Here is a 25405-nt window from a genome sequence, read left to right as displayed (position 1 = left end):
GGGCCCCAGGACGGGCCGGGCCTCAGGGCAGGTCGGGCGTCAGCTCGCGGCCGACGACCAGTTCGGGTGCGATGCGGATCTCGACCCGGGCGCCGGGGGCCGGGGACGGCCGGCGGACCTCCGCGCGGCCGAGGACGGTGACGCACCAGCCGGTGCCGTCGGTGCCGTCCACCTCGTCCGCCTCGAAGGCGATCACCGCGTTGTCGACGGCGCGGGCCAGTTCGGAGCCGGCCTCCGCGGAGAGCAGGACGCCGCCGAGCGCGTCCAGCCGGAAGCGCAGCGGGAGGACGGCGGGCAGCGCGCCGACGGTGTAGACCACGCGGCCCACCCCGGCACGGCCCAGCAGCTCCAGCGCCCTGGTCTCGTCGAGTTCCCGCGTGCGGCGGGGCTGCGGCCGGACCCGTGGCTCGACCTGCACGGACGCGGCTTCAGGATCGGCGTTCATGGCACCGATCGTCGCCCGCGGGGCCGGGCCGGGGCGAGGGCCGATGGTCCCGCCGAGGGGCCCGGCAGGCCTACGGCGAACGTCCCGGGGGCGAACGGGAGGTGCCGGTCGGCGCCGGCGCGCGGACGGCGAGCGGCCCCGGTCGCCGCAGGCGGGCGGGCGACCGGGGCCGGCTGAGGGGTCGGCGGCGTCAGCCGCGCGGGCCGTGGCCGAGGATGCGCGGGTGGTGGGCCGAGCGGTCGGCGGCGGCCGACTGGCGCAGCTCGGTGGCGATCAGCGCCGCCTGCACCCGCCGTTCCACGCCGAGCTTGGCGAGCAGCCGGGAGACGTGGTTCTTGACGGTCTTCTCGGCGAGGAAGAGCCGCTCACCGATCTGCCGGTTGGTCAGGCCCTCGCCGATCAGCGCGAGCACCTCCTGCTCGCGCGTGGTCAGCTCCGGGCCGCCGCCGCTCGGCTGCTGGGGCTCGGCCTCGCTGCGCAGCCGGTTGAGCAGGCGGGTCGCGGCGCCGGGGTCGAGCATCGAGCGGCCGGAGGCGACCGTCCGCACGGCGGCGATCAGGTCGGTGCCGCTGATCTGCTTGAGCACATAGCCGGCGGCGCCCGCCATCACGGCGTCGAGCAGGGCCTCCTCGTCGTCGAAGGAGGTGAGCATCAGGCAGGCGAGGTCGGGCATCCGGGAGCGCAGCTCGCGGCAGACGGCCACGCCGTCGCCGTCGCCGAGGCGCACGTCCAGGACGGCGACGTCCGGGCGCAGCGCGGGGATCCGGACCAGGGCCTGCTCGGCGGTGCCGGCCTCGCCGACCACCTCCAGGTCGGGCTCGCCGTCCAGCAGGTCGTGCACGCCGCGGCGCACCACCTCGTGGTCGTCCAGCAGGAACACCCGGACCGGTGCCGGTGTCCCGCTCCCGGTCGTCTCGCTCGCCATGTCGTGGCTCCACCCTCTTCTCGCCCGGCACACCGCACGCCGGGTCCCTGGCATCATGCCGCACCACCCGGCCTCCGCCCAGGGCCGAACGGCCCCATTCCGGCCCGGCCGCGGGGTCCGCCGGCAGGCCCGCGCCGGCGGCCCGCGTCGTCCGCCCGCGTCGTCCGCCCGGGGAGGGCGGGGCCGGGTGGCGCCCCCGCGCGGGCGCGTCAGGCGCGGTGCCGGCGGGCGTTGCCGAGGCCGATGAGCAGGAAGGCGGTGGAGACCGCGACCGCGCTGCCCGCGGCGGCGGCCAGGCGTGGGGCGAGCGGGCCGCCGCCGGAGAGCAGGATGGAGGCGGCGCCGAGCGAGGCGACCGCCAGGCCGACGAGCAGCCAGCCGAGCAGGGCGCGCGGCGAGGGGCGCGCCGGCAGGGGCGCGGGGGCCGGGTCGATGAGCGCCCAGCCGACGGCCGCCTCGCGCCGTTCGGTCCGGCCCTGGAGGTGGGCGCGGAGCCGCAGCAGGACCCCGGCGACCAGCCCGGCCAGCGCGATCTGGGCGGCGGGCTGCCAGGCGGGGACGGTCAGCAGCAGGCCGCCGGCCAGGGCCAGGCAGGCCCACCAGGTCACGCAGGCGGCCGCGGCGGTGCGGGCCGAGCGGGGGCGGTCGTCGCCGGCCTGGAGGTCGGCGATGGCGGGCAGGTACCAGACGCAGCCGGACGCGGTGATCGCGGCGGTGCCGATGGCCAGGACGATGTGGGACATGGTGCCGTGCACTCCTCAAGCCCGGTGCGGTTCGGAAGGGAGCCGCTCCCGCCCGCCCGGGGGCGACGCGCGGGCGGGAGCGGCGTTCTGGGGGCCGGGCCGTCAGCCGTCGCCGTCCGGACGGCCGGAGCCGGCGCCGCCGTCGAGCGCGCGGGCGCGGCGCGGCGCGGGCACGTCGTACGCGGCGGGGGTGACGCCGGCCAGGTGCTTGGCGGGCACGCCGTTGTGCTCCAGGTAGTCGCGGGCGGCGATCTCCGGGTGGTGCAGGTCGAACGCCGGGGACTCGGTGCGGATCCGCGGCAGGGTGACGAAGTTGTGGCGCGGCGGCGGGCAGGAGGTGGCCCACTCCAGGGAGCGGCCCCAGCCCCACGGGTCGTCGACGGTGACCTTCTCGCCGTACTTGGCGGTCTTCCAGACGTTGTAGAGGAACGGCAGGAGCGACAGGCCCAGCAGGAAGGAGCCGATGGTGGACACCGTGTTGAGGGTGGTGAAGCCGTCGGAGGCCAGGTAGTCGGCGTAGCGGCGGGGCATGCCCTCGGCGCCGAGCCAGTGCTGCACCAGGAAGGTGGTGTGGAAGCCCACGGTGAGCGTCCAGAAGCAGATCCGGCCGAGCCGCTCGTCGAGCATCTTGCCGGTCATCTTGGGCCACCAGAAGTGGAAGCCGGCGAACATCGCGTACACCACGGTGCCGAACAGGGTGTAGTGGAAGTGCGCGACGACGAAGTAGGAGTCGGAGACGTGGAAGTCGATCGGCGGGGCCGCGAGCAGCACGCCGGTCAGGCCGCCGAACAGGAAGGTGACCAGGAAGCCGACGGTCCACAGCATCGGGGTCTCGAAGCTCAGTGAGCCCTTCCACATGGTGCCGACCCAGTTGAAGAACTTCACGCCGGTGGGCACGGCGATGAGGAAGGTCATGAAGGAGAAGAACGGCAGCAGCACTTGTCCGGTGACGTACATGTGGTGCGCCCACACCGTGACCGAGAGTCCGGCGATGGCGACGGTCGCCGCGATCAGGCCGCCGTAGCCGAACATCGGCTTGCGGCTGAAGACCGGGATGACCTCGGAGACGATGCCGAAGAACGGCAGCGCCAGGATGTACACCTCGGGATGGCCGAAGAACCAGAACAGGTGTTGCCAGAGCATCGCCCCGCCGGAGGCCGGGTCGAAGACGTGCGAGCCGAACTTGCGGTCGCACTCCAGGGCCAGCAGCGCGGCGGCCAGCACCGGGAAGACCAGCAGCACCAGGACCGAGGTGAGCAGCACGTTCCAGCAGAAGATGGACATCCGGAACATGGTCAGGCCCGGGGCCCGCATGCAGATGATCGTGGTGATGAAGTTGACCGCGCCGAGGATGGACCCGAAGCCGGAGAGCGTCACGCCCATGATCCACATGTCGGCGCCGACGCCGGGCGAGTGGATCGCGTCGGACAGCGGCGCGTAGAGGAACCAGCCGAAGTCGGCGGCGCCCTGCGGGGTGGCGAAGCCGGCGGCCGCGATCAGCGAGCCGAACATGAACAGCCAGTAGGCCAGCATGTTCAGGCGCGGGAAGGCGACGTCGGGGGCGCCGATCTGCAGCGGCATGATCCAGTTGGCGAAGCCGGTGAACAGCGGCATCGCGAAGAGCAGCAGCATCACCGAACCGTGCATGGTGAAGGCCTGGTTGAACTGCTCGTTGGAGAGGATCTGCGTCCCCGGCCGGGCGAGTTCGGCGCGCATGACCAGGGCGAGGATGCCGCCGATCAGGAAGAAACCGAACGACGACACCAGGTACATGGTGCCGATCGTCTTGTGGTCGGTGGTCGTCAGCAGCCGGACCAGGGACGAGCCGGGTCGCTTGACCCGTGCCTGTCCCGGTCGGGCGGCCGACGGCGGCAGCGCGCTGTCGCCCTGTGCCTCGATGGCGCTCAAGGACGCACTCCTTCGAAAACTTCTGCGGATGGATGGCGATCCATGATCGGAACGCACCACCCGTGCGCCCTAGGGCCGTTGGACCCAGCGGCCCCGGGCCGGTGGGCCTCGGATCCGGGCCCCCGGACGGGACCACTGTCCGCCGGGCCGCCCGGAGCGGCTCGCCGGCTCCGGGGAACGACGAAAAACCGGCGCGGCCAGGAGAGTTGACGCTCTCCCGGCCGCGCCGGCGGGGCGCGGAAGGGTCCTTCCGCGCCGGGGTTCCGGCCTGCCGGACGTCCCGCCCGGGAAGGGGGCGTACGGCGCTGCCGGGACCGGGCCGGGGCCCGCGTCGGGGCGGATCGCGGACCCCGGGTCCAGGGGTCCGGGGCCTGGGCCCCGGGGTCAGGAGGCGGCGGCGTCCTCGCCCGCGACGAGCCGGTAGCCGGCCACCAGGTCGGGCTGGATGGCCACCGTGTGGTCCATCGAGGCGTCCACCCAGGGGCTCAACAGGGCGCGGTAGCGCGCCAGTCGGACGGGGTCGGTGACGGGGCGGGCGAAGCCGGTGACGACCACGCTCCAGCCGAGCCTGGTCACCGGGTCGATCGCGTCCGCCTCGTAGGCGACCACCACACCGGCCTCCTCGCTGCCCAGCGCCGCGCTCAGCGCGGCACCGTCGTGCGTGCGGATCACGATAGTGTCGTCGACCAGGAGGTGGTTGACCGGGCGGATCGCCGGCAGCGCCCGGACCGTGAACACGATCCGGCCGAACGGGGCGCCGCCCAGCAGCCGCAGCGCCTCGGCCCGGTCCAGCGGCACGAGTTCGCGCGGCGGGGCGGGCGGGCGCCGCGCCGGCTCGGCGGGCGCCTGCGCACGCTGCGCCGGTTCGCGCAACGGCGGCTCGACGGGCGTGCGGGGGCGGACCACCGACGCGGAGCGGCGGGCCTGCGGCTGCGACCCGCGGGAGCGGCGCCGCTCGCGCAGCCGGCGGCGCACGGAGTCGTCGCTCACGAGGCGGCCGCTATCAGGCCGAGGCCGCCGTCGAAGCGCCGGTAGAGCACCCGGCCGCGGCCCGAGCCGGGCTGGGCGAAGAACAGGTAGGGCAGTTCGGCGGCGGCCAGCCGGCCGACGGCCTGATCCTCCGTCAGCTCGGGTGCGCCGCAGGGGCTCAGGGTCAGCGGGACGGCCGGGCGGGTGGGCGGTCCGGCCGCCACCGTGCGGGCCAGCCGGTAGCCGGTCGGACCGACCCGGTAGACCACCGCGTCGGTCTCGGTGGCCGGGTCGGTGAACAGGTGGATGTCGTAGTCCATCGCGTCCATGGTGCGGGCCGCGGCGTCCGGCGAGCACCACACCAGCTGGGCCTGCTTGCGCCGGACGATGCGCGGCGGCCGGGCCGGGTACGGGAGTCCGGCACGCGCGACGGCGGCGGGCCGCCGGTCCTCCGGCAGCCCGGGCCCGCCGGCCGTCGGCAGGGCGCGGGTGCGGACCCGGCGCGGCCACGGCCGCGGCGCCCAGCCCGCGGTGACGGCGGTCATCCGGGCCCGCAGTCCGTCGGCGAGCCGGTCCAGCGCCTCGCCGAGGTCGGCGGCGGCCTCCTGGACGCGGATCCGCCGGCCGTCCACCTCGGCGTTGACCTGGGCCAGGACACCCGTGCGGTCCGCCCCGTCCGGGCAGCCCGGCGCGCCGATGGTCCCGACCCGGACCCGCAACGATTCCACCAGGGCGTCCGCCCCGCCCACCACGGCGGCGATCCGGGCCCGCGCATCGGCCGCGAAGCCCCGCGAAATCCCCTCGCACACCCGTACCGTGACCAACTCGACCACCTCAGGCCTCTTCCCGTTCCACCGCGCTCCGTTCCTGCCGCGCCGATCCGCCCCGGCGGCCCCCCGCACTGCGGCGCGGCGATCACCCTCCCGCCGCCGCCCTCCGCTCACAAGGGCCGAACGGCCCCATCGGCCCGCGCCCACCGGCCCCTTCGTCCCCGGAACACCCCGGAACACCCCGGTCCGCCCCGGCGCACCCCGGGCGCACGGCCCCGTGTTCACCCGTGGCATCATCGGCCCATGCCGGCCTCTGACGACCAGTCCGCGTACTGGAGTTCCACCGGAACCACCAAGACCTTCGGTCACCCCCTGCACGCCGCCTGGACGGACCGCCTCCCCCGGGACGCCGCCCTGCTCGACTACGGCTGCGGCTACGGGCGCCTCGCCGGGGAGCTCACCGCACTCGGGTTCACCGACGTCGAGGGGGTGGACGTCTCACCCGAGCTGATCGCCCGCGCCCGCGCCGAACAGCCCGCCGCCCGCTTCACCGTGCTGGACCGCCCGCCGCGGCTCGACCGGCCGGACGGCGCCTGTGCTGCGGCCTTCCTGTTCGCCGTACTCACCTGCGTCCCGGGCGACGCGGCGCAGCGGGCCCTGGTCGCCGAACTGCACCGGGTGCTGCGCCCGGGCGGCCTGCTCCAGGTCAGCGACTACCTGCTCCAGCCCGACGCGCGCAACCAGGAGCGCTACCGGCGCTCCGAGGAGCGCCACGGCCGGTTCGGGGTGTTCACGACGAGCGACGGCGCGGTCTGCCGCCATCACACCCGGGAGTGGCTGGACGAGCTGTTCGCCGGGTTCGAGCCGGCCGGTGAACGCGAGCTCGCGGTGCGCACCATGAACGGGCGTCCCGCGGTGGCGACACAGCTGCTGCTCGCGCGGCGGTAGTCCTGCGGTACCGGACCGACCCCGCCGATGGGCGGGGGCGCGGCGGATCGTGCGGGCCCGCCGTCACAAAGATGGGGGCCCGTCCCCCATGCCCCGACGGCCACCGCGGCGACAGGATCAGCAGCGAGGGCGGCGCCTTCGACGGCAGCGCCGCCCTCTCCCGGCATCGGAGGTGCGGTGGTGGCAGAGGTGGACGCCGTGTGCAGCACGCGCCTCGACGGGGGCGCCGGACCGGTTCAGGGCCCGGTCGCAGCGGCGGTCCCCTCGGCCACACCGTTCCCGCACACTCCGATGCCCGGCGACTTCCCCGTACCACCGACCGCAGGAGGGACCGCAGCACCGGTCGCGTCACCCGCACAGACTCCCCGCTCCCACCCCGGTCGGCTCCGGTCCCCCCGTGCCGGAGGCCCCCCATGGTGGGAGCGGGGCCTGACGCCGGGCCGCCCGGTCCCGGCCGCCCGCCCGGACTGGGCCGCCTTCACCGAGGCCGCGGTGGCCGCCGCTCCGGTGCGCCCGATGGTGCCGCGTGCGGCCTACCCGGGCCTGAGCGGCTTCGCGCTCGTCCTGCAGCCCTTCGCCGAACGCGCGCAGGTGCGGCTGCTGACCTCGCTGTCCCCCGCCGTGCGCGCCGCCGACCAGCTGGGCCGCATCGATCTGGCCGCCCTGCGCGCCGAGTTCACCGCCCGGCTGACCGAACGGCTGGCCCGGACCGCCGCGCGCACCCTGGTCCTGGAGCTCCACACCGCCCGCGCCGCCGGGCGGCTGGCCGGCGGCACCCCGCAGGAGCGGTTCCGCTCGTTCCTCGCGCTGACCGCCCGCCGTGAGGGCCTGGCCGCGCTGCTGCGCACGTACCCGGTGCTGGCCCGGCTGCTCGCCCGGGCCTGCCTGGACGCCGCCGACGCCCAGGCGGAACTGCTCGACCGGTTCACCACCGACCGGGCGCTGCTGGTCGCCGGGCTGCTGCGCGGCCGCGACCCGGGCACGCTGGTCGCCGTCACCGCCGACGCGGGCGACCGCCACCGGCGCGGGCGGGCCGTCGCCGTGCTGCACTTCGCCAACGGCACCGCCGTGGTCCACCGGCCCCGGCCGCCCGCCGCGCACCGGCACTTCAACGCACTGCTCGGCTGGTACAGCGGGCGACCCGGGGTGCCCCGGCTGCGCGCGCTGGGCCTGCTCGACCGGGGCTCGCACGGCTGGACCGAGTACGCCGAGGCCCGCCCCTGCCTGACGCGCTACGACGTCGAGCGCTTCTACCGGCGCCAGGGCGCGCTGCTCGCCCTGCTGCACGTCCTGGACGGCACCGACCTGCACTTCGAGAACCTGGTCGCCTGCGGGGACCACCCGGTGCTGGTGGACGTCGAGACGCTGTTCCATCCGCCGGCCGGCGATTCCGGCACCGGTCCCGCCTCCGGCGCCGGTGCCGCCGAGGACCCGGCGGCCCGCGCGCTCGCCGAGTCCGTCCACCGGGTCGGCCTGCTGCCGCAGTTGCTGATCGGCGACGACGGTGCCGTGGACGTCTCCGGCATCGGCGGCGGCTGCACCGGCCGGCGGCTGTCCCCCGTCGACGGGGTGGACTGGGCCGCCGCCGGCACCGACGAGATGCGCCTGGTGCGCCGCCCCCGCCCGTTCGGCGAGGCGCACAACCGGCCCCGGCTGGGCGGCGCGCCCGTCGACCCCGCCGAGCACACCGGGGCACTGGTGGACGGCTTCCGCGCCGGGTACGCCGCGCTCGCCGCCGGCCGCGACGAACTCACCGGCCCGCGCGGGCTGCTGCGCTGCTTCGCGGACGCCGAGGTGCGGGTGGTGCCCCGGGCCACCCGGGTCTACGCCCGGCTGCTCGACGAGTCCACCCACCCGGACGTACTGCGCGAGGCGGGCGCCCGGCAGGCGGTCCTGGACCTGCTGCGCACCGACGCGGTCGACGACCCGGGCCGCCCCGGGCTGGCCGGCCACGAGGTCGCCGACCTGTGGACCGGCGACATCCCGTTCTTCACCGCCCGCCCCGGCTCGCGCGACCTGTGGACCTCCGACGGCCGCCGGCTGCCCGGCGAACTCGCCGCCACCGGACTGGCCCGGGCCGAGGCCAAGCTCGCCGCGCTCGGCTCCGTCGACCGCAAGGACCAGGAGTGGATCGTCCGCGCGGCCATGGCGGGCGCCGCCGGCACCCCCGCCCACCGGCCCGGCCGCCCGGTCCCCGAGAACGTCTGGGCCACCGCCCCCGAGCCCGAACAGCTGCTGGCCGCCGCCCGGGGCCTCGGCGACCAGCTCGTCGCCGCCGCCTACCAGGGCCGCTCCCGCACCAACTGGCTCGGGCTGGAACTGCTCGCCGACCGCTACTGGCGGGTGCGGCCGCTCGGCGCGGACCTGGCCGGCGGCTACACCGGCACGGCGCTGTTCCTCGCCCAGCTCGCCGCGCTCACCGGAACCGACCGCTACGCCGAGGTCGCCCGCCGGTCGCTGACGCCCGTCCCCGGGCTGCTCGACTCGCTCGCCGCCCACCCCGGCCACCCGGCCGCCGTCGGCTCCGGAGCCTTCGCCGGCCTCGGCGGGATCGCCTACGCACTCGCCGAACTCGCCCGGCTGCTCGGCGATCCGCTGGTCGCGGCCTGGACCGGCCCGGCGGTGGCGCTCACCGCGGCCGCGGCCGCGGGCGAGGACGACCCCGGCGTGCACAGCGGCACCGCCGGCGGACTCGCCGCGCTGCTCGCCGTGCACGCGGCGGACGCCGCCGGGCCCGCGTCCGCCGCCGCCCTGGCCGCCGCCGGCCGCTGCGCCGAGCGGCTCGCCGCCCGGCCCGCCCCCGCCGCCGCCGGGTTCGCGCACGGCTCGGCCGGCGTCGGCTGGGCCCTGCTGCGCTACGCGGAGGCCGTCGGCGAGCCCGCCACGGGCCCCCACCACCGGGCCGGCCTGGCCGCCCTGCACACCGCCACCGCCGTCCGCTCCCGCGAGGGCTCCTGGTGCCGGGGGCGCCCGGGCGTCGCGCTCGCCGTGGTGGACAGCCCGCTCGCGCTCGCCGACCGCCGGCTCGCCGACTGGGCCCAGCGCGCCGTACGGAACACCGCCCGCGCCGCGCCGCTCGGCGACCACAGTCTCTGCCACGGCGAACTGGGCGTGCTGGAACTGCTCGGCCGGCACGGCCCCGCCGCCGGCCGCACCCCGTGGGTCCGGCGGGCCGGGGCGCTGCTGGCCGCCGTCGACCAGGACGGGCCGCGCTCCGGCACCCCCGACCACGTCGCCCACCCCGGGCTGCTCACCGGTCTCGCCGGGATCGGCCACGGACTGCTCCGCCTCGGCTTCCCCGAGCAGGTGCCGCCCGCCCTGCTGCTGCGCCCCCGGGTGCCGGCGGCGTCCCGCTCCGCCCCGCGCGCGGGAGCCGGGCCGCACACCGCCACCGCAGCGCATGCCGCCGGACCACTCGCAGGAGCCGGACCGCACGCCGCCGGACCGCGCAGCCCGGCCGCGCTCGGCTGACCGCCCGAGCCGACCCGCCCGCCCCCACGCCCCCACGCACCACGGCCCGCGCCCCCACACGCGGCCCGCACCACCCGTCCCTGTCGTCCCGACCGAACCGGCGCCACCCGTGCGGCGTCCTCGTCAGCGGACATCCGCACGGTCCGCACCATCCGCACCGACGTCCACGACCCGAAACGGAGCGAAGACCCATGCACGACCACGACGAGCGGCTCACCCCGCCGCAATCCGCCGCCCGCCCCGGCGAGACGGCCGAGCACCCGGCGGGCGAGATCCGCCTGCGCACGGGGAGCGGCCTGGGCCTGCGTTCGCGTCTGCTCGCCGGCACCGGCGGGGCCATCCCGCCGATCGTCGAGTTCCCGACGATGACCACGCCCTTCTGAGAACGGCCCGCACCACCCCGGCCGCGACCAGCCGGACCTCCGCCGCCGAGGAACGGGCAGCCCCTCGGCGGCGGACCCGCCCGACGACCGGCCGAGCCGGACGCCCGACCGCCTCACGGACCTCACGAAGGACCCCGCCGACGCCGCCCGCGAGGCCCGCGCTCCGCATGTGGTCGTACGGCAACCACCCGGTGGTGGTGCCGTGTCCGCTCCGTGTCCGACCCACCACTCTTCAGAACCGATACCCTGTCAAGTAGCCTGCGGCCATGCGGACCACGTCGTCGATCACCGTCGGCCGTGCCACCGAGCTGGCCATGCTCGGCGGCGCGCTGGCCACCGCCCGGCAGCAGGGCGGCGGGGCGGTCTTCCTGCTCGGCGAGGCCGGCATCGGAAAGAGCCGGCTCGCCGGCGAATGCGCCTACCAGGCGTACGGGCTGGGCCTCCCGGTGCTGCGCGGGCGGGGCAGCTCCACCGGCACGGTGACGCCGTTCCGGCCGCTGATCGAGGCACTCTCCTCCCGGTTCCGGGCCGCCGGCCCGCCCACCGACCCCGAACTCGCCCCCTACCGCCCGGCGCTGGCCCGGCTGGTCCCCGAGTGGCGGGACAGCGCGGCGGCACCCGGCGCGGGCGGCTACCCGGAGACGGTGGTCGAGCTCGCCGAGGCGCTGCTGCGGCTGCTCGCGGTGCTCGGCCGCGAACAGGGCTGCGTGCTGCTCCTGGAGGACCTGCACGACACCGACGCGGAGACCGTCGCCGTCCTGGAGTACCTGGTCGACAACCTGGCCGGCCTGCCGGTGCTGCTGCTCGCCACCCTGCGCGCCGAACCGGGCCCGGCGCTGGAGCTGGTGCGGGCCGCCGAGCGCCGCCGCGCCGCCACCGTCACCGAACTGCGGCCGCTGCCGCCCGCCGAGGTCGCCGCGCTGGCCGCCGCGATCCTGGAGGGCGAGCGCGCCGATCTGCCGGCCGCGCTGGTCGAGCACCTCACCGAACGCGGCGACGGCTGCCCGTACCTGGTCGAGGAACTGCTCGCCGACCTGCTGGACTCGGGCGCGCTGCGCCGGGCCGAGGACGGCCGCTGGGCGCTCGCCGACGGCTCGCGCCCCGGCGTGCCCAGCACCATCGTCCGCAGCTGGGGCCACCGGATCGGCCAACTCGACCCGCAGGTGCGGGACCTGCTGCTGACCGCGGCCACCCTGGGCAGCCGCTTCTCGGTGACCACCGTGCAGCTGATCACCGGCTACGACGACCGCACCCTGTTCAGCCATCTGCGCTCGGCCTCCGAGGCCAATGTGATCGTGCCGGACGGCGCCGCCCCGGACCGCTACGCCTTCCGGCACGCGCTGACCGCCGACGCGGTGACGGCCGCCCTGGCCCCCGCCGAACGCGCCGCGCTGGCCCGCCGGGCGGCCCGCGCCATCCTCCGCGCCGATCCCGAACTCGCCGACGAACGCCGCCAGCTGGTCGCCTCGCTGCTGCTGGCCGGCGGCGACCGGGCGGGCGCGGCGGTGCACTTCGCGGAGGCCGGCCGACGGGTGCTGGAGGCGGGCGCGGCCGGGTCCGCGGTGGTGCTGCTGGAGCGCGCGCACGAACTCGCCGGGGACGCCGAACGGGCCGGCATCACCGAGCGGCTGCTGCCCGCCCTGGCCGAGTCCGGGCAGCTGGACCGCGCCTTCGACCTGGTCCGCACCCTGCCGCCGGTCGCGCCCGCGCCCGCCGGCGGTGCTCCGGCCGTCGAGCGCCGGATCGAGCTGCACACCCGGCTCGCCTGGGCGGCCGTGATGGCCGAACGCTCCGCCGACGCGGCCGCCCAGGTGGCCGCCGTGCGCACGCTCACCGCCGGGCGGCCCCGCCCCGAGCAGGACGCCGCGCTGGCCGTCGTCGAGGGACACCTCGCCCTGCTGCCGGACCACGCTCCGCCGGCCCCCGACGGCGGCCCGGACGGCGAGCCGAACGCCCCGGACGCCGCCGCCCGGCTCGCCGGGGCCGAACACCGCGCCCGCCGCGCCGCCGAGGTGGCCGAACGCGCCGGCCTCCCGGTGGTCGCCTGCCAGGCCTGGCAGCTGCTCGCCCTGCTCGCCCGCGAACGCGGCTTCGACGCCGCCGACGCCTGCCTGGAACGGATGCTGGCCGTCGCCGAGGCGCACGCCCTGCCGGTCTGGCGGGTCGAGGCGATGCTGCGGCTGGGCGCCAACGCCTTCATGCGCACCGGCGACGGCACCCGCCTGGAGCGGGCCAGGGAGGCCGCGGCCGGGCTCGGCGCGATCGTGCTCACCCAGACCCTCGACGGCCTGCTCGCGATGAACGCGGTGATGCGCGGCGAGTGGCAGACCGCCCGCACCACCGTCGACCGCTGCCTGGACGCCACCGCCCGGCTGCACAACCTCGCCACCCACCGCTATCTGCTGCTCACCTCCGCCACCCTCGCCGCCCACCTCGGCCGCACCCGGGAGATGGAGCGCGAACTGACCCGGTTCCGCCGGGCCGGGGGCGAGGAGTCCTTCCTGACGCCGCTGCGCTACGGGCTCTGCCGGGCGGTCGGCGCGCTGCTCGCCGAGGACCGCACCGCCGCCCGCGCCGAACTGGACGCGGGGCTGGCCTGGGAGGAGGAGCACCCCAGCGTGTTCTACCTGGCCGGGCGCCACGGCCTGCACCCGCTGCTGGAGGTGGTCGAGGGCCGCTGGGGCCGCGCCGAACTGGACCGGGCCGCGGCCGTGCCCGCCGCCGAACTGGCCTGGAACCGCCAGTTCCTGCGCTTCGCCGACGCGGTGCTGCTGGGCCGCGAGGGCCGCCCGGAGCAGGCCGCCCGCGCCCTCGCCGGGGCCCGGCCGGGCGCCGCGGCCTTCCCGCTCGCGCACCACCTGGCGCTGCGGCTCGCCGCCGAGGCCGCGCTCACCGACGGCTGGGGCGAGCCGGTGGCCTGGCTGCGCACCGCCGAGGAGTACTTCCACCAGCTGGAGGTCCAGCCGGTGGCCGCCGCCTGCCGCACCCTGCTGCGCCGGGCGGGCGCGAGCGTCGCCCAGCACCGCGGCGGCCGCGACGCCCTGCCGGCGGGCCTGCGCACCTGCGGGGTGACGGTCCGCGAGTACGAGGTGCTGGTCCTGCTCGCCGACCGCCCGGGCAACCAGGAGCTGGCCCGCAAGCTGTCCATCTCCCCCCGCACGGTGGAGAAGCACCTCGCCAACCTCCTCGCCAAGACCGGCCGCCCCGACCGCGCCGCCCTGTGCGCCCTCGCCACCGAACTCTGCGCCGCCCCGTGACCGCCCCGCCCCGGGGCGCACGCTCACACGCTGCGCCGTACAGCGTCCGCGGCGTCGGCGGCGTCCGCGGCGGGTCCGGTGGCCGCGCGGGCGGCCAGGGTGCGGACCCGCCCACCACCGGTGGGTGTCAGGCGACCAGGCGGACGATCTCGCCGGTCTCCAGCGCCGCGTGCACGGTGCCGTCGGCCGTGACGGCGATGCCGTGCGGCTCGGCGCTCCCGGCCGGCAGCGGGTGGCCGGTGTAGCCGCCGTCGGGCGTGAGGCAGCCGATCCGGCCGGCCGCCCACTCGGTGAACCAGAGCCTCCCGTCCGGGCCGGCGGCCACGGCGTGCGGGCGGGCGTCGCGATCGGGCAGCGGATGCTCCGTCACTTCGCCGTCCACCGTGATGCGCCCGATCCGGCCGGCGCCGATCTCGGCGAACCAGAGCGCCCCGCCGCCCCGGGCGATGCCGACGGGGGCGGCGCCCCGGGTGGGCAGCGGGTGCAGCGCGACCTCGCCGTCGACCGTGATCCGGCCGATCGCGTGGGCCTGGTTGAGGGTGAACCAGAGGGCGCCGTCCGGCCCGGCCGTGATCATCGACGGGTAGCCGCCGTCGACCGGCAGCGGGTACTCGCTCACCTCGCCCTCCACGGTGATCCGCCCGATCCGGCCGGCGTTCAGCTCGGTGAACCAGAGGGCGCCGTCGGGGCCCGCCGCGATGCCGTACGGCCCGCAGTCCCCGGTCGGCAGGGCGAAGGAACCGGCCTCGCCGTCGACGGTGATCCGCCCGATCCGGTGATCACGCATCCGGGTGAACCAGAGCGCGCCGTCGGGGCCGGGCGTGATCACCGCGGGCCCGCACCCGGGCGCGCCGAGCCCGTACCGGGTGACGCTCCCGTCGGCCGCCAGCCGCCCGGCCTCCCCGGCGTGCACCAGGGTGAACCAGAGGCCGCCGTCCGGTCCCACGGTGATCCCGTACGGCCCGGCCGCCGCGTCCGCCACCACGATCCGTTCCATCGTCATGTTCGGTTCCGCCCCTCTCCGCACCAGCGGCACTCTCCCCCACCCGCCCCGTCCGGGCAACCGGGTTTCCCCGGCCGGTGGACGCAGGAGCTGGACGTCGCCTTCGGCACCGCGCTCCTCCTGCGCGCCGCGGAGTACGCGCTGCGGCGCGGCCGCCCGCTGACCTACTGCCGAGCCGCCTCCGCGAGACCGGCGTCCCCGCCGGCGTCGTGGTCGGCGCGCCGCCGCCGGCCGGGGTCTCCGCGCAGCACGGAGACGACCCCGAGCCCGGCGGCGCAGACCGGGACGGCCAGCAGTGCGCCGATGATCCCGGCGATTCCGGAGCCGGCCACCACCGCGACCATGATGGTGGCCGGGTGGAGCTCGACCGTCCGGCTCTGGATCAGCGGCTGGAGGATGTTGCCCTCGACGACCTGGACGGCGACCACCACGCCGAGCGCCCAGAGGGCCGTGCCCAGGCCGCCGTCGGCGAGGGCGACCAGCACGGCGACGGTGCCGGACAGGAAGGCGCCGACGAACGGGATGTAGGCCCCCATGAAGACCAGCGCACCGAGGCCGGGCGCACCGGGGACACCGAGCACGAGCAGTCCGACGGTGATGAAGAAGGCGTCGATCAGGGCGATCAGGGTGGTGCCGCGCATGAACCCGGCCATCGCCTCGAAGGCCCGCTCCCCGCAGGCCACCACCGTCTCGGCGGTGCGTTCGGGCAGGTAGGAGCGGATGACGTCGCCGGTGCGGTGCCCGTCGCGCAGGAAGAAGAAGACCAGGGCGAGGGCCAGCACGCCGCCGGTGGCGATCTGGGTGGCGAGGCCGAGACCGGAGAGCACGCTGTCGGTGAGGGTGGTGACGAGCGTGTTGGTCTCGCCCTGGGCGTTGTCCAGCACGTGCCGGATCTTCTCGCCGAACGGGCCGAGCCATTCGGCGAGCCGGTCCCCGGCCTCCTGGAGCGCGGCGGCGATCTGCGGGGCGCTGTGCACCAGGGAGTTGACCAGCAGGGCGATGACCACGCCGACGGCGGCCACCAGCACGGCGCAGGTGAGGCCGGCGGCCGTCGACCGGCTGACGCCGCGTCGGACCATCCACGGCATCACCGGCTGGAGCAGCGAGGTGCCGAGCAGGGCCAGGATCACCGGGACGGTGGCGGCCCGCAGTTCGACCAGAGCGAAGACGACCAGCGAGGCGACGGTGATGAGCAGCACCAGGGCCGCGGACCAGGCGGCGGCGGCCCGGACCGGGGCGGGCAGCATGAGGTAGGGGCGGCGGTGGTCGGCGGGCCGCCGTTCGGGCGGAGTCTGACCCGGCATCCGTTCCTCCGTCCGGTCGATCGGTCCTGATCTGCCCCATCTCAGCAGACAATACGATCATGTGCACACTATGTGCACCTTTGGGCGCGTCCCGCCCCGGCGCTCGCGGCACCACCGGGCCGGGGCGGGCGCGCCGTCACTCACTCGTGGGCCTCGAACAGCCAGGCCTGTCGCTGGTCGCGGACCTCCAGCGGTCGCAGCGCGGTGCGCTGCGGGAAGATGTCGAGCACGCTCAGGTCCAGCGCCAGTTCCTGGCCGCCGACCGGGCCTCCGGGCAGGACGACGTGGAAGGAGGACGGTTCGGCGGCCTGGTAGAGCGCCCACTCGAACGCCTCGTCGGTGCCCCGGACCTGCTGGTTCTCCTCCGGCGGACCGTCCAGGCCGACGTAGTCGCCGTGCCGGAGGTTCCTGATGACGACGTTTCCGTTGTCGAGGCCGCTCACCTCCCATTCCTGCTCCCCGGGCTCGCCGGTCGGGGGCAGGACGACCACGAACTCCTTGGACGCCTGGAGGGTGAGCAGTTGCTCATCGGGCTTGGTGATCGCGTAGACACCGCTCTTGACAGGGGCCACAGCCGACTCCACTTCAGTAGGGGTGGGTCGATTCAAGCCAGCCGTGGCGGTACGGACACGGAGCATCGCCGTGGGGCCACCCCAAGGAGTCACGGCGCCCGCACGCCCGTGCGGGCGCCGAACGCGCTACCGGTCCGCCTCGAAGCGGACCTCGCCGCCCCCGCCCGCGAAGGCGAGCACCCGTTCGGCCTCGGCCCGCGCCGCGTCGCGGTCGGCCCGGCCGAGCGGGGCGAACGGGCGGACCGTCACCGACGGCGCCCCGGTGCCCTCGCCGGCCAGCTGCCAGCTCCCCGCGACCAGGCCGTCGACCAGCACACTGCCGAGCACGATGCCGTTCCGGGTCATCACCCGCGGCCGGTACTCCTCGGGCAGCACCCGGGTGCGGTCGGCGTGCGAGAGCAGCAGGTTGTCGAACGGCGCGACCAGCCGGACCGGCGCTGGGGTGTCCGGGTCGGGCCGGGGCGCGTCGGGCAGGTCGTGGAGCAGCCGGCCCTGCTCGTCGCGGAAGGCGACCAGCCGCGGGGCGAGCCGTTGCAGCACCGGGGCGAGCCGGCTGAGGCCGCACCACTTCTGCAGGTCGGCGGCGGTGGCCGGGCCGAAGGCGGCGAGGTAGCGCAGCACCAGGCCGTCGGGCGTCGGCGCCGGGTCGAGCGGCCGGCCGAGCCAGGCCTCGGCGGTGGTGTGCGCGGCCGGGCCGCTGCGTCCCCACAGGCCGCGCGGCGGGACCTGCACCAGCGGCAGCAGGCAGCGGGCCGCCTGGGCGAGCGCGGCCGGGTCGCGGTCGGGGCGGGTGGCGGCCAGCTCGGCGCCCAGCCGCTGGAAGGTGCGCGGCTGCGCCTCCACGAGGGCGCGGGCCTCGGCGGCGAGCGCGTCGAGGTCGAGGCCGGCCAGCCGCTTGCCGAAGGTGGTGCGCAGCTGCTGGTCCAGCAGCGGCTGCACCAGGGGCCGCAGGGTCAGGCAGTCCTCGGCGGTGACCAGGTGGATGGTGCCGCGCTGGAGGGCGATCCGCACGGCGCGCCGGCTCTCGATCAGCTCGGTGAGCGCCTCGGGGGTGAAGCCGTCGAGCCGGGAGAGCAGGCCGAGGTAGGGCGGCTGCGGGGCGGCCTGGGCCTGGAGGCCGCCGAGGTGCCCGATCATCGCGGCCGGAGCGGCGTCACTGCGCTCCAGCAGGTGCTGACGGGCCAGCAGCGCACGGCCGAGCGCCCGCGGGCCCAGCACCCCGGCGTCGTCCCCCCGCGGGCCGCCGGTCACCGGCGGCCGTCCAGGACGGCGCGCAGCAGGGCGATCCGGTTGCTGGTGATCGAGTCCACGCCGGCCTCGCTCAGCTTGCGCATGGTGCGGCGCAGGTCGGCGGTCCAGGTGGAGACGGACAGCCCGGCCTGGTGGGCGGCGGCGGTGAAGGCGGGGGTGGCCAGGCCGAACGGCGGGTTGATGTAGGCCGGGCGCAGGTCGTCGAGCAGGGCGCGCACGGGCAGCCGGGGCTGCTTCCAGGTGAGGGCGATCTCGGCCTCGGGGGCGAGCGCGCGCACGGCCAGCATGGCGGAGGCGGGGCCGCAGAAGCCGACCCGCTGCTCGGCTCCGAGGCCGGTGACGACCTCCCAGGCGGCGGCGGCCGGGCCGGCGTCGTCGAGGTCGATCAGGAGGGTGGCGCCGGGCGCGGCGGCGGCGGTGGCCTTGAGCGCCTCGGCGAGGGTGGGGACGCGGTGCCGGCCGTCGTCGAGGGCGTCGAGCTGCTCGGAGGTGAGCCGGGAGAGCGGGCGGGGGTCGCCCCAGAGGCGTTCGAGGGTTGCGTCGTGCAGCAGGACCGGGACCCGGTCGCGGGTCAGCCGGACGTCCACCTCGACGGCGTCGGCGCCGGCGGCGAACGCGGACTCGACGGAGGGCAGGGTGTTCTCGCGGTACCGGTACGGGTCGCCGCGGTGGGCGACGGCGAGGACGGGGCGGCGGGCGGCGGAGGCGGTCATCGGTCCGTTCATCGGTCCGTTCATCGGTCCGTTCATCGGTCGGAGCGGCAGGTTCGGCGGAGACGGCGTGCACGGCGGACTTCTGCGGGCGGCCGGGCGGACGGCCCGGGGTCAGCGGATCCGGCCGGCCAGCCACGGGGTCAGGGTGTACAGGGTCACGGCCTCACGGTAGCTCCGCTCTCCCGGCACGGTAACGATCATGGTGCAGGAGGGCGGGAAGACCCGTTGCCTGAGGTGGACCAGGCCGGTCCAGACGGAGTTCAGGAACGCCGGGACGCTGTCGCGCGGCACGTCGAAGGCGATGGCGTCGACGGTGACCACGGCCTCGTCGTGGACGAAGAGGCGGACGGTCACCTCGGGCGGGCCGGAGATCTCGATCAGCGCCTCGTGCGGTATCGCGGCGAGTTCGTCCCGGTCGCCGCCGTCGGTGCCGACCAGGCCGGCGAAGGTCCGGTCGGCCCCGATGTCGTGGCTGGTGCGCACCGAGCGGCCGTGCCGGGCGGCCATCGCCTCGACGGCGAAGACGGCGCTCTGGGTGGACGGCAGTGGGTCGTGGGGCATCGGGCGTCCTCTCCTCGGCGCTCGGCCGGTGCGGCCGGCTGGTCGGGTGGGGCGGCTGGGCAGCGGGGCGGGGTGGTCGGCCGGGCGGCGCTCAGCGTCGTTCGATCATCACATTGGTCGACTTGATGACGGCCGTGGCGGGTGCCCCGGGCACCAGTTCCAGCTCCTCCGCCGACTCCCGGCTGATCAGCGAGACCACCCGGAACGGCCCGGCCTGGATCTCCACCTGGGCGGCGACGTCACCGAGCACCACGTCGGTGACGATGCCCGGGAAGCGGTTGCGCGCCGAGGAGGGGCGGCCCTCGGCGGCGGCGGTCTCGGGGCGGGCCAGTTCCCGCGCGAACGCGGCCAGCTCGGCGCCGGCGATGATCCGGTGGCCGTTCTCGTCGCGCTCGGCGGCGATCCGGCCGGCGTCCACCCAGCGCCGCATGGTGTCGGCGCTCACGCCGAGCAGCGCCGCGGCCTCGCCGATGCGGTACGGGTTGGCCGGTGCCCCGGGCTGGCCCATGGTTGCGACTCCTGACGGTGGTGCGGACGGTCGGCCGGGAGACGGCCGCGGTTCGCCCCCGCCCGGCCCCGGCTCCGCGGCCCATCCTGCCGTACCGGCCGACGGCCGGCGCACAGGGCCTACGGTTCCCCGAAGAGGTCCCGGCGCACGGCGTCGCCGGCGGTGAGCACAGCGCCGGCGAGCACCGCGCCGCCGCCGGCCTCGCCGGGGCGGACCTCGGTGCGCAGCGGGGAGAGCCCGGCGAGCCGCCGTTCCACCCGGGCCGCGAGTTCGGCGCCGCCGGCCCGGCCGATCTCGCCGCCGAGCACGACGCAGCCGGGGTCGAGGACCACGCAGACCGCGGAGGCGCCGAGGGCGATCCGCCCGGCCAGCTCGTCCAGGAACGGCCCGCCGGGCTGCCCGTCGCCGAGCGCGTCCAGGGCGGCCCGGACGGCGGCCTCGGCGGCGGGGGCGTCGTCGGCCGGACCGACGGGCAGCCCGTGGGCACGGGCCAGCCCGCAGACGGCGGCGCTGCCGGCCAGACTGTGGAAGCCGCCCTCGCAGCTGGTGTCGGTCGGCAGCGCGACGGTGCCGGGGACGGGCAGGAAGCAGATCTCGCCGGTGCCTCCGGTGGCGCCGCGGCGCAGTCGGCCGCCGAGGACGACGGCGGCGCCGACGCTGTGGCCGAGCCAGACGAGGACGAAGTCGTCGCGGCCGCGGGCGGCGCCGATCCGGTGCTCGGCCCGCCCGGCGAGGTTGACCTCGTTCTCCAGGATCACGTCGGTGCCCGGCAGGTCGTGCAGGGCGGTGAGGAGTTCGGCGTGCCAGGCGGGCAGCTCGCCGGTGGACTGGAGCCGGCCGGTGGCGGGGTCGACCAGGCCGGGGGCGCCGACGGCCACGGTGTGCAGGTGCTCGACCCCGGCCCGGCGGGCGGTGTCGAGCAGGGTGCGGACGATCCGCCCGGCGGCGGCGCGGTGGGCGGCGGCGTCGGTGCCGATTCCGGCCACGGCGATCTCGGTGCCGCCCAGGGTCTGCCCGGCCAGGTCGGCGACGACCAGGGTGACGCCGCCGGAGCGGACGTCGACGGCGGCGAGGTGGGCGCGGGAGGCGACCAGCGCGTAGAGCCGGGCGTTGGGGCCGCGCCGCTGCTCGCCGCGTTCGCCGACGACGGCGACCAGGCCGGTCCGCTGGAGCCGGTCGAGCAGGTCGGCGACCGTGGGCCGGGACAGGCCGGTGAGGTCACGCAGCTCGGTCGCCGTCAGCGGCCCCCGGTCGAGCAGGAGGTTGAGCGCCAACCGGTCGTTGATCGCCCGGGCGGTGCTCGGCGTGGCCGTACGCGCGGTGGTCATGGCCGGACATCCTTCCAGAGTGTTTCTATCAGGGTCCCTTCCTGATAATTTATCGAACCGACGCCGCACTGCCACGTCGACGGGCACCACCCCACCCACCACACCACCCCCAGGGCACCGCCGCACCGACCGCGACGGGGAGGGAAGAGCCGGATGACCACCAGCCTCACCCCAGCAGGACCACCCTTCGGCCGCACGGGCGGCGCGGGGCGCGCACGCCTCGCCGTCGCGCTCGTCTTCGCCGTGCACGGCGCCGTCGGCGGCACCTTCGTCAGCCGGATCCCGTGGATCAAGGACCACCTCGGCCTCTCCCCCGGCCAGCTCGGCCTGGCCCTGGTGATGCCGGCGATCGGCTCCTCCCTCGCGATGCCGCTGGCCGGGCGGGTGGTCCACCGCTACGGCGGACGGGCGTCGGTCGCCGGGCTGCTGTCGCTGTGCTGCCTGGCCCTGGCCCTGCCGGTGCTCGCCCCCTCGCTGCCGGTGCTCTGCCTGTTCCTGCTGGCGTACGGCGCGACGGCGGGCATGTCGGACGTGGCGATGAACGCCCAGGGCGTGGAGATCGAGCAGCGGCTCGGCCGCTCCATCATGTCGAGCCTGCACGGGATGTGGAGCGCGGGCGGACTGGTCGCGGCCGGGATCGGCATCCTGGCGGTCCATCAGGACGTCGACCCCCGGATCCAGATCGGTGTCACCGCCTTCGTCCTGCTGCTCATCGCCCAGCCGGTCTGCGGCGCGCTGCCGGACGTCCGCGCGGCCGAGCACGCCGAGGCACCGCCGCGCTTCGCGCTGCCGCCGCGCAGCTCGCTGGTGATCGGCCTGGTCGGCTTCTGCGCGGTGTTCGCCGAGGGCGCCTCGATGGACTGGAGCGGCGTCTACCTGCGCGAGGTCACCGGCGCCTCGCCCGCCGTGGCGGCGGCCGCCTACACCGCGTTCTCCCTCACCATGGCGATCAGCCGACTGGCCGGCGACGTGGTGATCCGCCGGCTCGGCGCGGTCCGGGCCGCCCGGCTGAGCGGGGCGATCGCCACCGGCGGCGGGCTGCTGGTGGTCGCCGCCGACCGCCCGGCGCTCGCCGTCCCCGGGTTCGCGCTGATCGGGGTCGGCGTCGCGGTGGTGGTCCCGCTGGCCTTCGCCGCGGCGGGCCGGATCGGCAGCAACCCCAGCCAGGCCATCGCCGGTGTCGCCACCGTCACCTACACCTCGGGGCTGATCGCCCCGGCGATCATCGGCGGCCTCGCCCAGGCCACGTCGCTCACCGTCTCCTTCGGCGTGGTCACCGCGCTCGCCGCGGCCCTGATGCTGAGCGCGGGGGCGCTGCGCCGGGCCGAGGACCACGCGCCCGGCACGGAGCCGGTGAACGTGATCACTCCGGAATCGAAGAAGCCTTTCGAAAAAAACACCCCTGCGATATGATGGGAAATTCTCCGGGGAATTCTCGCTAGCATTCCGGAACGCCGGGCGCACACCGCGCGCCCGGCGTTCCGCTGTCGCGAAGGAATTCCCGTGTGCTATGAGGCCGATGCCGCCCCGCCCGTCTTCACCCCCGCCACCCACGCCCTCGCCGAGGCCGCCGACCTCACCCTGACCTCGGTCGACGGCACCGCGTTCGGCGCCTTCCTGGCCCGCCCGGCCCACCCCGCGGGGCCAGGTGTGCTCGTCCTGCCGGACAACAAGGGCCTTTCCGGATTCTACCGGCAGACCGCCGTCCGGCTCGCCGGACAGGGATTCCCGGCGCTCGTCCTCGACTATTACGGCCGCACGGCCGGCGCCGTCCCGCAGGACCGCGCGGCGGAATTCGGCGAGCTGCCGGACCTGCTGCCGCACCTGCTCGCCCTCACCCCCGAGGGCCTGGACGCCGACCTCACCGCGGGCATCCGCCACCTGCGCGCGCTCGGTGCCGCGGAGGTCGTCGCGCTCGGCTTCTGCTTCGGCGGCCGCCAGGCCTTCCGCGCCGCCGCACCGCGCTTCGGCCTGGCCGGTGTGGTCGGCTTCTACGGCTACCCCGACACCATCAACGGCGCCCCCGGGCCGACCCAGCTCGCCGCCGGCCTGAGCGCTCCGGTCCTCGCCTTCTGGGGCGGCGCCGACGAGCACATCCCGCCGAGCGCGGTCGCCGCCTTCGACGCCGCACTGACCGAAGCGGGCTGTGCGCACGAGTTCATGACTTTTCCTCAGGCTCCGCACAACTATTTCGCATGCACGGCCGTCCAACACCGCGACGCCGCAAGGGAGTCGTGGTTCCGACTCCTCGGCTTCCTGTCCGAGCGCACCACCCGTCGCCCCTCAGGAGGACATCCGTGACCCCCACCGCCCCCGCCCGAAGAGGCCGGCTCGGCGCCGCCCTGGGCGCAGCCCTCACCACCGCGGCAGCCGTCCTGGCCGCACCCGGCACCGCCCATGCCGGATACGTCATCGGATACACACCCGCCTTCGAACTCCGCAACACCGCCACGGGCAAGTGCCTGGAGGTCGCCGACTGGCGCACCGACGTCGGCGCCCCCGTCCGGCAGTGGACCTGCACCGGAGGCGCCAACCAGCAGTGGAAGGCCAGCAACAGCGGCTTCATGGTCAACCAGCACAGCCAGCTGTGCCTGGACGTCCCCGGCGCAAGCACCGCGTGGGGCACCCAGCCGATCCAGTACACGTGCAGCACCGGCTGGCCGGCCAACCAGCGGTGGCAGGTGCCCGGCGCCAGCAGGCCCTCGACCGGTCCCATGACCAGCTTCCTCGGGACGGTCCTCGACGTGTACGGCTTCGACCCCTCCGACGGTGCTCCGGTCGTCACCTGGGGCGCCAACGGCGGCGACAACCAGATCTGGACCGGGCCCGTGCCCCAGGTCTCCCTGCCCCCCTTCTGACAGCCGGCCACCGGTGCCGGGACGCCCGCCGTCCCGGCCCCGGGACCCGATCACCCACGAGGAGTCCCCATGTCCCTGCGCCCCGCCGCCGCGCTGCTCGCCCTCACCGCGGCCCTCGCCCTCACCGCCCCGGCCGCACACGCCGCGACCGGTGCCCCCGACCCGCTGAGCAAGCCCTTCAGCATCACCAACCTCGGCTCCGAGAAGTGCCTGGAGGTCGCCGACTGGCGCACCGACGACGGCGCCCCCGTCCGGCAGTGGACCTGCACCGGCGGCGCCAACCAGCAGTGGTACTGGGCCGCCGACCGTGTCCTGGTCAACGCCCACAGCGGGACGTGCCTGGACGTCCCGGGGTTCAGCACCGCGCCCGGCACCCGGCCCGTGGTGTGGACCTGCAACCGCGGCACCAACCAGCAGTGGACCGAGCAGCCGATGCACTCGGGGACCCGTCGCTACGCCAACGTGAACAGCGCGCTCGTCCTCGACGTCGCCTTCGCCAACACGGCCGACGGCGCGCCCGTGATCCAGTGGAACCCGATCGACACGCCCGTCGCCTACAACCAGATCTGGTTCCCCTCGGACTTCACCCCGGGCCCGACCGGCCCGGCCTCCTGATCCCCCGCTCCCGGCCGGCTGACCGCGCAGCGGGCCTCCCGCCCGTACGCATCGAGGGGAACCCCATGACCCGTCGTCGCCCCACCCGCCGCCGCGTCGCCGCGGCCGCGGTCCTCACCGCGGCCGCAGCGCTCGGCCTCGTCTCCCCCGCCGCCGCGCAGGCCGGCCCCGGCCGGCCGTTCGCGCTCATCACCGTCAACACGTCCCCGGTCCAGCAGTGCCTGGACGTCACCGACCGGCGCACCGACGACGGCGCACCCGTCGAACAGTGGCCCTGCAACGACGGCGACAACCAGGGCTGGTACTGGACCGACGCCCACGAGCTGGTCGGCGTCGGAAGCGGCAAGTGCCTGGACATCCCCTTCGGCAGCACCGAGGAGGGCGTGCGGGCCATCATCTGGCCGTGCCACGGCGGCGCCAACCAGCAGTGGACCGCCGAGCTGGTGCACCACGTCGGGCTGTACACCCTGACCAACGTCAACAGCGGGCTCCTGCTGGACGTCCGCGGCGAGGACCCGACGCCCGGCACCCCGGTGATCCAGTGGCACGCGGATCACGGGTTCAACCAGAAGTGGCTCTACTCGTCCAGGTCGGCCGGCCCCTAGGCATCCAGGAGTTCACCGAGCCCGGCACCCCGATCGTCCAGTGGACCTGCAACCGGGGCCTCAACCAGGCGTGGCAGACGCTGCACCACACCTGGCACGCGGAGTGGACGGGGGTGAACCGGAGCAACGGGCTCGTCCTGGACGTGTTCGAGGCCGGCCCGGCCGACGGCACGCCGGTGATCCAGTGGCGAGGGGGCTTCGCGTACAACCAGCGCTGGTCCTGAGTCCGCCCGCCCGCTCCGCCCGGCACCCGTGTGCCGGGCGGAGC

General features: G+C 76.2%; 24 protein-coding genes. 10 read left to right on the top strand and 14 right to left on the bottom strand.

Annotation, left to right across the window (positions count from 1 at the left end):
- Positions 1–22: 22 nt before the first annotated feature.
- The 6 genes from ACF1AK_RS19405 to ACF1AK_RS19380 form a co-directional block, all read right to left on the bottom strand.
- Entirely contained in the window at positions 23–445 is a 423-nt protein-coding gene (locus ACF1AK_RS19405; RefSeq protein WP_391500005.1) for a pyridoxamine 5'-phosphate oxidase family protein, read from the bottom strand.
- A 190-nt stretch (positions 446–635) separates the two neighbouring features.
- A complete protein-coding gene (locus ACF1AK_RS19400) occupies positions 636–1370 on the bottom strand; it encodes a response regulator (protein ID WP_391500004.1) in 735 nt (244 codons plus the stop codon).
- Between the two features lie 209 nt (positions 1371–1579).
- The gene (locus ACF1AK_RS19395; protein WP_391500003.1) at positions 1580–2113 is read right to left on the bottom strand and encodes a hypothetical protein; all 534 of its coding nucleotides are present in this window, start codon (positions 2111–2113) and stop codon (positions 1580–1582) included.
- Between the two features lie 102 nt (positions 2114–2215).
- A complete protein-coding gene (ctaD, locus tag ACF1AK_RS19390; protein ID WP_391500002.1) occupies positions 2216–4021 on the bottom strand; it encodes a cytochrome c oxidase subunit I in 1806 nt (601 codons plus the stop codon).
- A 384-nt stretch (positions 4022–4405) separates the two neighbouring features.
- Positions 4406–4894, bottom strand: a complete 489-nt coding sequence (locus tag ACF1AK_RS19385) for a pyridoxamine 5'-phosphate oxidase family protein (RefSeq protein ID WP_391500111.1) — start codon at positions 4892–4894, stop codon at positions 4406–4408.
- Between the two features lie 113 nt (positions 4895–5007).
- Entirely contained in the window at positions 5008–5823 is an 816-nt protein-coding gene (locus ACF1AK_RS19380) for a sigma 54 modulation/S30EA ribosomal C-terminal domain-containing protein (RefSeq protein WP_391500001.1), read from the bottom strand.
- 240 nt (positions 5824–6063) lie between these two features.
- Here ACF1AK_RS19380 and ACF1AK_RS19375 point away from each other — a divergent pair, with 240 nt between their 5' ends.
- The 4 genes from ACF1AK_RS19375 to ACF1AK_RS19360 all read left to right on the top strand — a co-directional run bounded on the left by ACF1AK_RS19375 (position 6064) and on the right by ACF1AK_RS19360 (position 13819).
- Positions 6064–6708 (top strand): class I SAM-dependent methyltransferase, encoded by a 645-nt coding sequence (locus tag ACF1AK_RS19375; protein ID WP_391500000.1) that lies wholly within the window; start codon positions 6064–6066, stop codon positions 6706–6708.
- Positions 6709–7224: 516 nt separating this feature from the next.
- Positions 7225–10179 carry a type 2 lanthipeptide synthetase LanM family protein gene (locus ACF1AK_RS19370; protein WP_391499999.1) on the top strand — a complete coding sequence of 985 codons (2955 nt, stop codon included), beginning with the start codon at positions 7225–7227 and terminating at the stop codon, positions 10177–10179.
- A 191-nt stretch (positions 10180–10370) separates the two neighbouring features.
- Positions 10371–10562: a hypothetical protein gene (locus ACF1AK_RS19365; RefSeq protein WP_391499998.1), complete on the top strand. Its 192-nt coding sequence runs from the start codon at positions 10371–10373 to the stop codon at positions 10560–10562.
- Positions 10563–10828: 266 nt separating this feature from the next.
- On the top strand, positions 10829–13819 hold the full coding sequence (locus ACF1AK_RS19360) for an AAA family ATPase (protein ID WP_391499997.1): 2991 nt from the start codon (positions 10829–10831) through the stop codon (positions 13817–13819).
- Between the two features lie 127 nt (positions 13820–13946).
- Here the strand turns inward: ACF1AK_RS19360 and ACF1AK_RS19355 are convergent, their stop codons facing one another.
- From ACF1AK_RS19355 to ACF1AK_RS19320, 8 genes are all read right to left on the bottom strand, one after another.
- A complete protein-coding gene (locus ACF1AK_RS19355; RefSeq protein ID WP_391499996.1) occupies positions 13947–14822 on the bottom strand; it encodes a virginiamycin B lyase in 876 nt (291 codons plus the stop codon).
- Positions 14823–14986: 164 nt separating this feature from the next.
- Positions 14987–16126, bottom strand: coding sequence for an AI-2E family transporter (locus ACF1AK_RS19350; protein WP_391499995.1), 1140 nt, complete (start codon positions 16124–16126; stop codon positions 14987–14989).
- A 140-nt stretch (positions 16127–16266) separates the two neighbouring features.
- Positions 16267–16698, bottom strand: a complete 432-nt coding sequence (locus ACF1AK_RS19345; protein WP_391499994.1) for a hypothetical protein — start codon at positions 16696–16698, stop codon at positions 16267–16269.
- 126 nt (positions 16699–16824) lie between these two features.
- A complete protein-coding gene (locus ACF1AK_RS19340) occupies positions 16825–17949 on the bottom strand; it encodes a winged helix DNA-binding domain-containing protein (protein ID WP_391499993.1) in 1125 nt (374 codons plus the stop codon).
- Positions 17946–18674 carry a glycerophosphodiester phosphodiesterase gene (locus tag ACF1AK_RS19335; RefSeq protein WP_391499992.1) on the bottom strand — a complete coding sequence of 243 codons (729 nt, stop codon included), beginning with the start codon at positions 18672–18674 and terminating at the stop codon, positions 17946–17948. Before ACF1AK_RS19335 ends, ACF1AK_RS19340 begins: the two co-directional genes overlap by 4 nt.
- A 99-nt stretch (positions 18675–18773) precedes the next feature.
- On the bottom strand, positions 18774–19223 hold the full coding sequence (locus ACF1AK_RS19330) for a hypothetical protein (RefSeq protein ID WP_391499991.1): 450 nt from the start codon (positions 19221–19223) through the stop codon (positions 18774–18776).
- Positions 19224–19314: 91 nt separating this feature from the next.
- Complete coding sequence (locus ACF1AK_RS19325; RefSeq protein ID WP_391499990.1) at positions 19315–19731, bottom strand: molybdopterin-binding protein; 417 nt, start codon at positions 19729–19731, stop codon at positions 19315–19317.
- A gap of 119 nt (positions 19732–19850) precedes the next feature.
- The gene (locus tag ACF1AK_RS19320) at positions 19851–21059 is read right to left on the bottom strand and encodes an ROK family transcriptional regulator (RefSeq protein ID WP_391499989.1); all 1209 of its coding nucleotides are present in this window, start codon (positions 21057–21059) and stop codon (positions 19851–19853) included.
- Between the two features lie 153 nt (positions 21060–21212).
- On the opposite strand from ACF1AK_RS19320, the gene ACF1AK_RS19315 reads away from it, so the two are divergent.
- The 6 genes from ACF1AK_RS19315 (at position 21213) to ACF1AK_RS19290 (ending at position 25361) form a co-directional block, all read left to right on the top strand.
- Positions 21213–22472: an MFS transporter gene (locus tag ACF1AK_RS19315; RefSeq protein ID WP_391499988.1), complete on the top strand. Its 1260-nt coding sequence runs from the start codon at positions 21213–21215 to the stop codon at positions 22470–22472.
- Positions 22473–22562: 90 nt separating this feature from the next.
- Positions 22563–23360 carry a dienelactone hydrolase family protein gene (locus tag ACF1AK_RS19310; protein ID WP_391499987.1) on the top strand — a complete coding sequence of 266 codons (798 nt, stop codon included), beginning with the start codon at positions 22563–22565 and terminating at the stop codon, positions 23358–23360.
- Positions 23357–23917 carry an RICIN domain-containing protein gene (locus ACF1AK_RS19305; protein WP_391499986.1) on the top strand — a complete coding sequence of 187 codons (561 nt, stop codon included), beginning with the start codon at positions 23357–23359 and terminating at the stop codon, positions 23915–23917. Before ACF1AK_RS19310 ends, ACF1AK_RS19305 begins: the two co-directional genes overlap by 4 nt.
- Before the next feature lie 69 nt (positions 23918–23986).
- Positions 23987–24532 carry an RICIN domain-containing protein gene (locus ACF1AK_RS19300; protein WP_391499985.1) on the top strand — a complete coding sequence of 182 codons (546 nt, stop codon included), beginning with the start codon at positions 23987–23989 and terminating at the stop codon, positions 24530–24532.
- Positions 24533–24597: 65 nt separating this feature from the next.
- Positions 24598–25137, top strand: a complete 540-nt coding sequence (locus ACF1AK_RS19295) for an RICIN domain-containing protein (RefSeq protein ID WP_391499984.1) — start codon at positions 24598–24600, stop codon at positions 25135–25137.
- Positions 25104–25361, top strand: coding sequence for an RICIN domain-containing protein (locus tag ACF1AK_RS19290; protein ID WP_391499983.1), 258 nt, complete (start codon positions 25104–25106; stop codon positions 25359–25361). Before ACF1AK_RS19295 ends, ACF1AK_RS19290 begins: the two co-directional genes overlap by 34 nt.
- The last annotated feature ends 44 nt before the right edge of the window (positions 25362–25405 follow it).

The sequence above is a fragment of the Kitasatospora sp. NPDC015120 genome (assembly GCF_043080305.1).
In the GTDB taxonomy this organism is placed as follows: domain Bacteria; phylum Actinomycetota; class Actinomycetes; order Streptomycetales; family Streptomycetaceae; genus Kitasatospora.
Note: the sequence above shows the minus strand (reverse complement) of the source record. Positions and strands in the feature narration are given on the sequence as shown.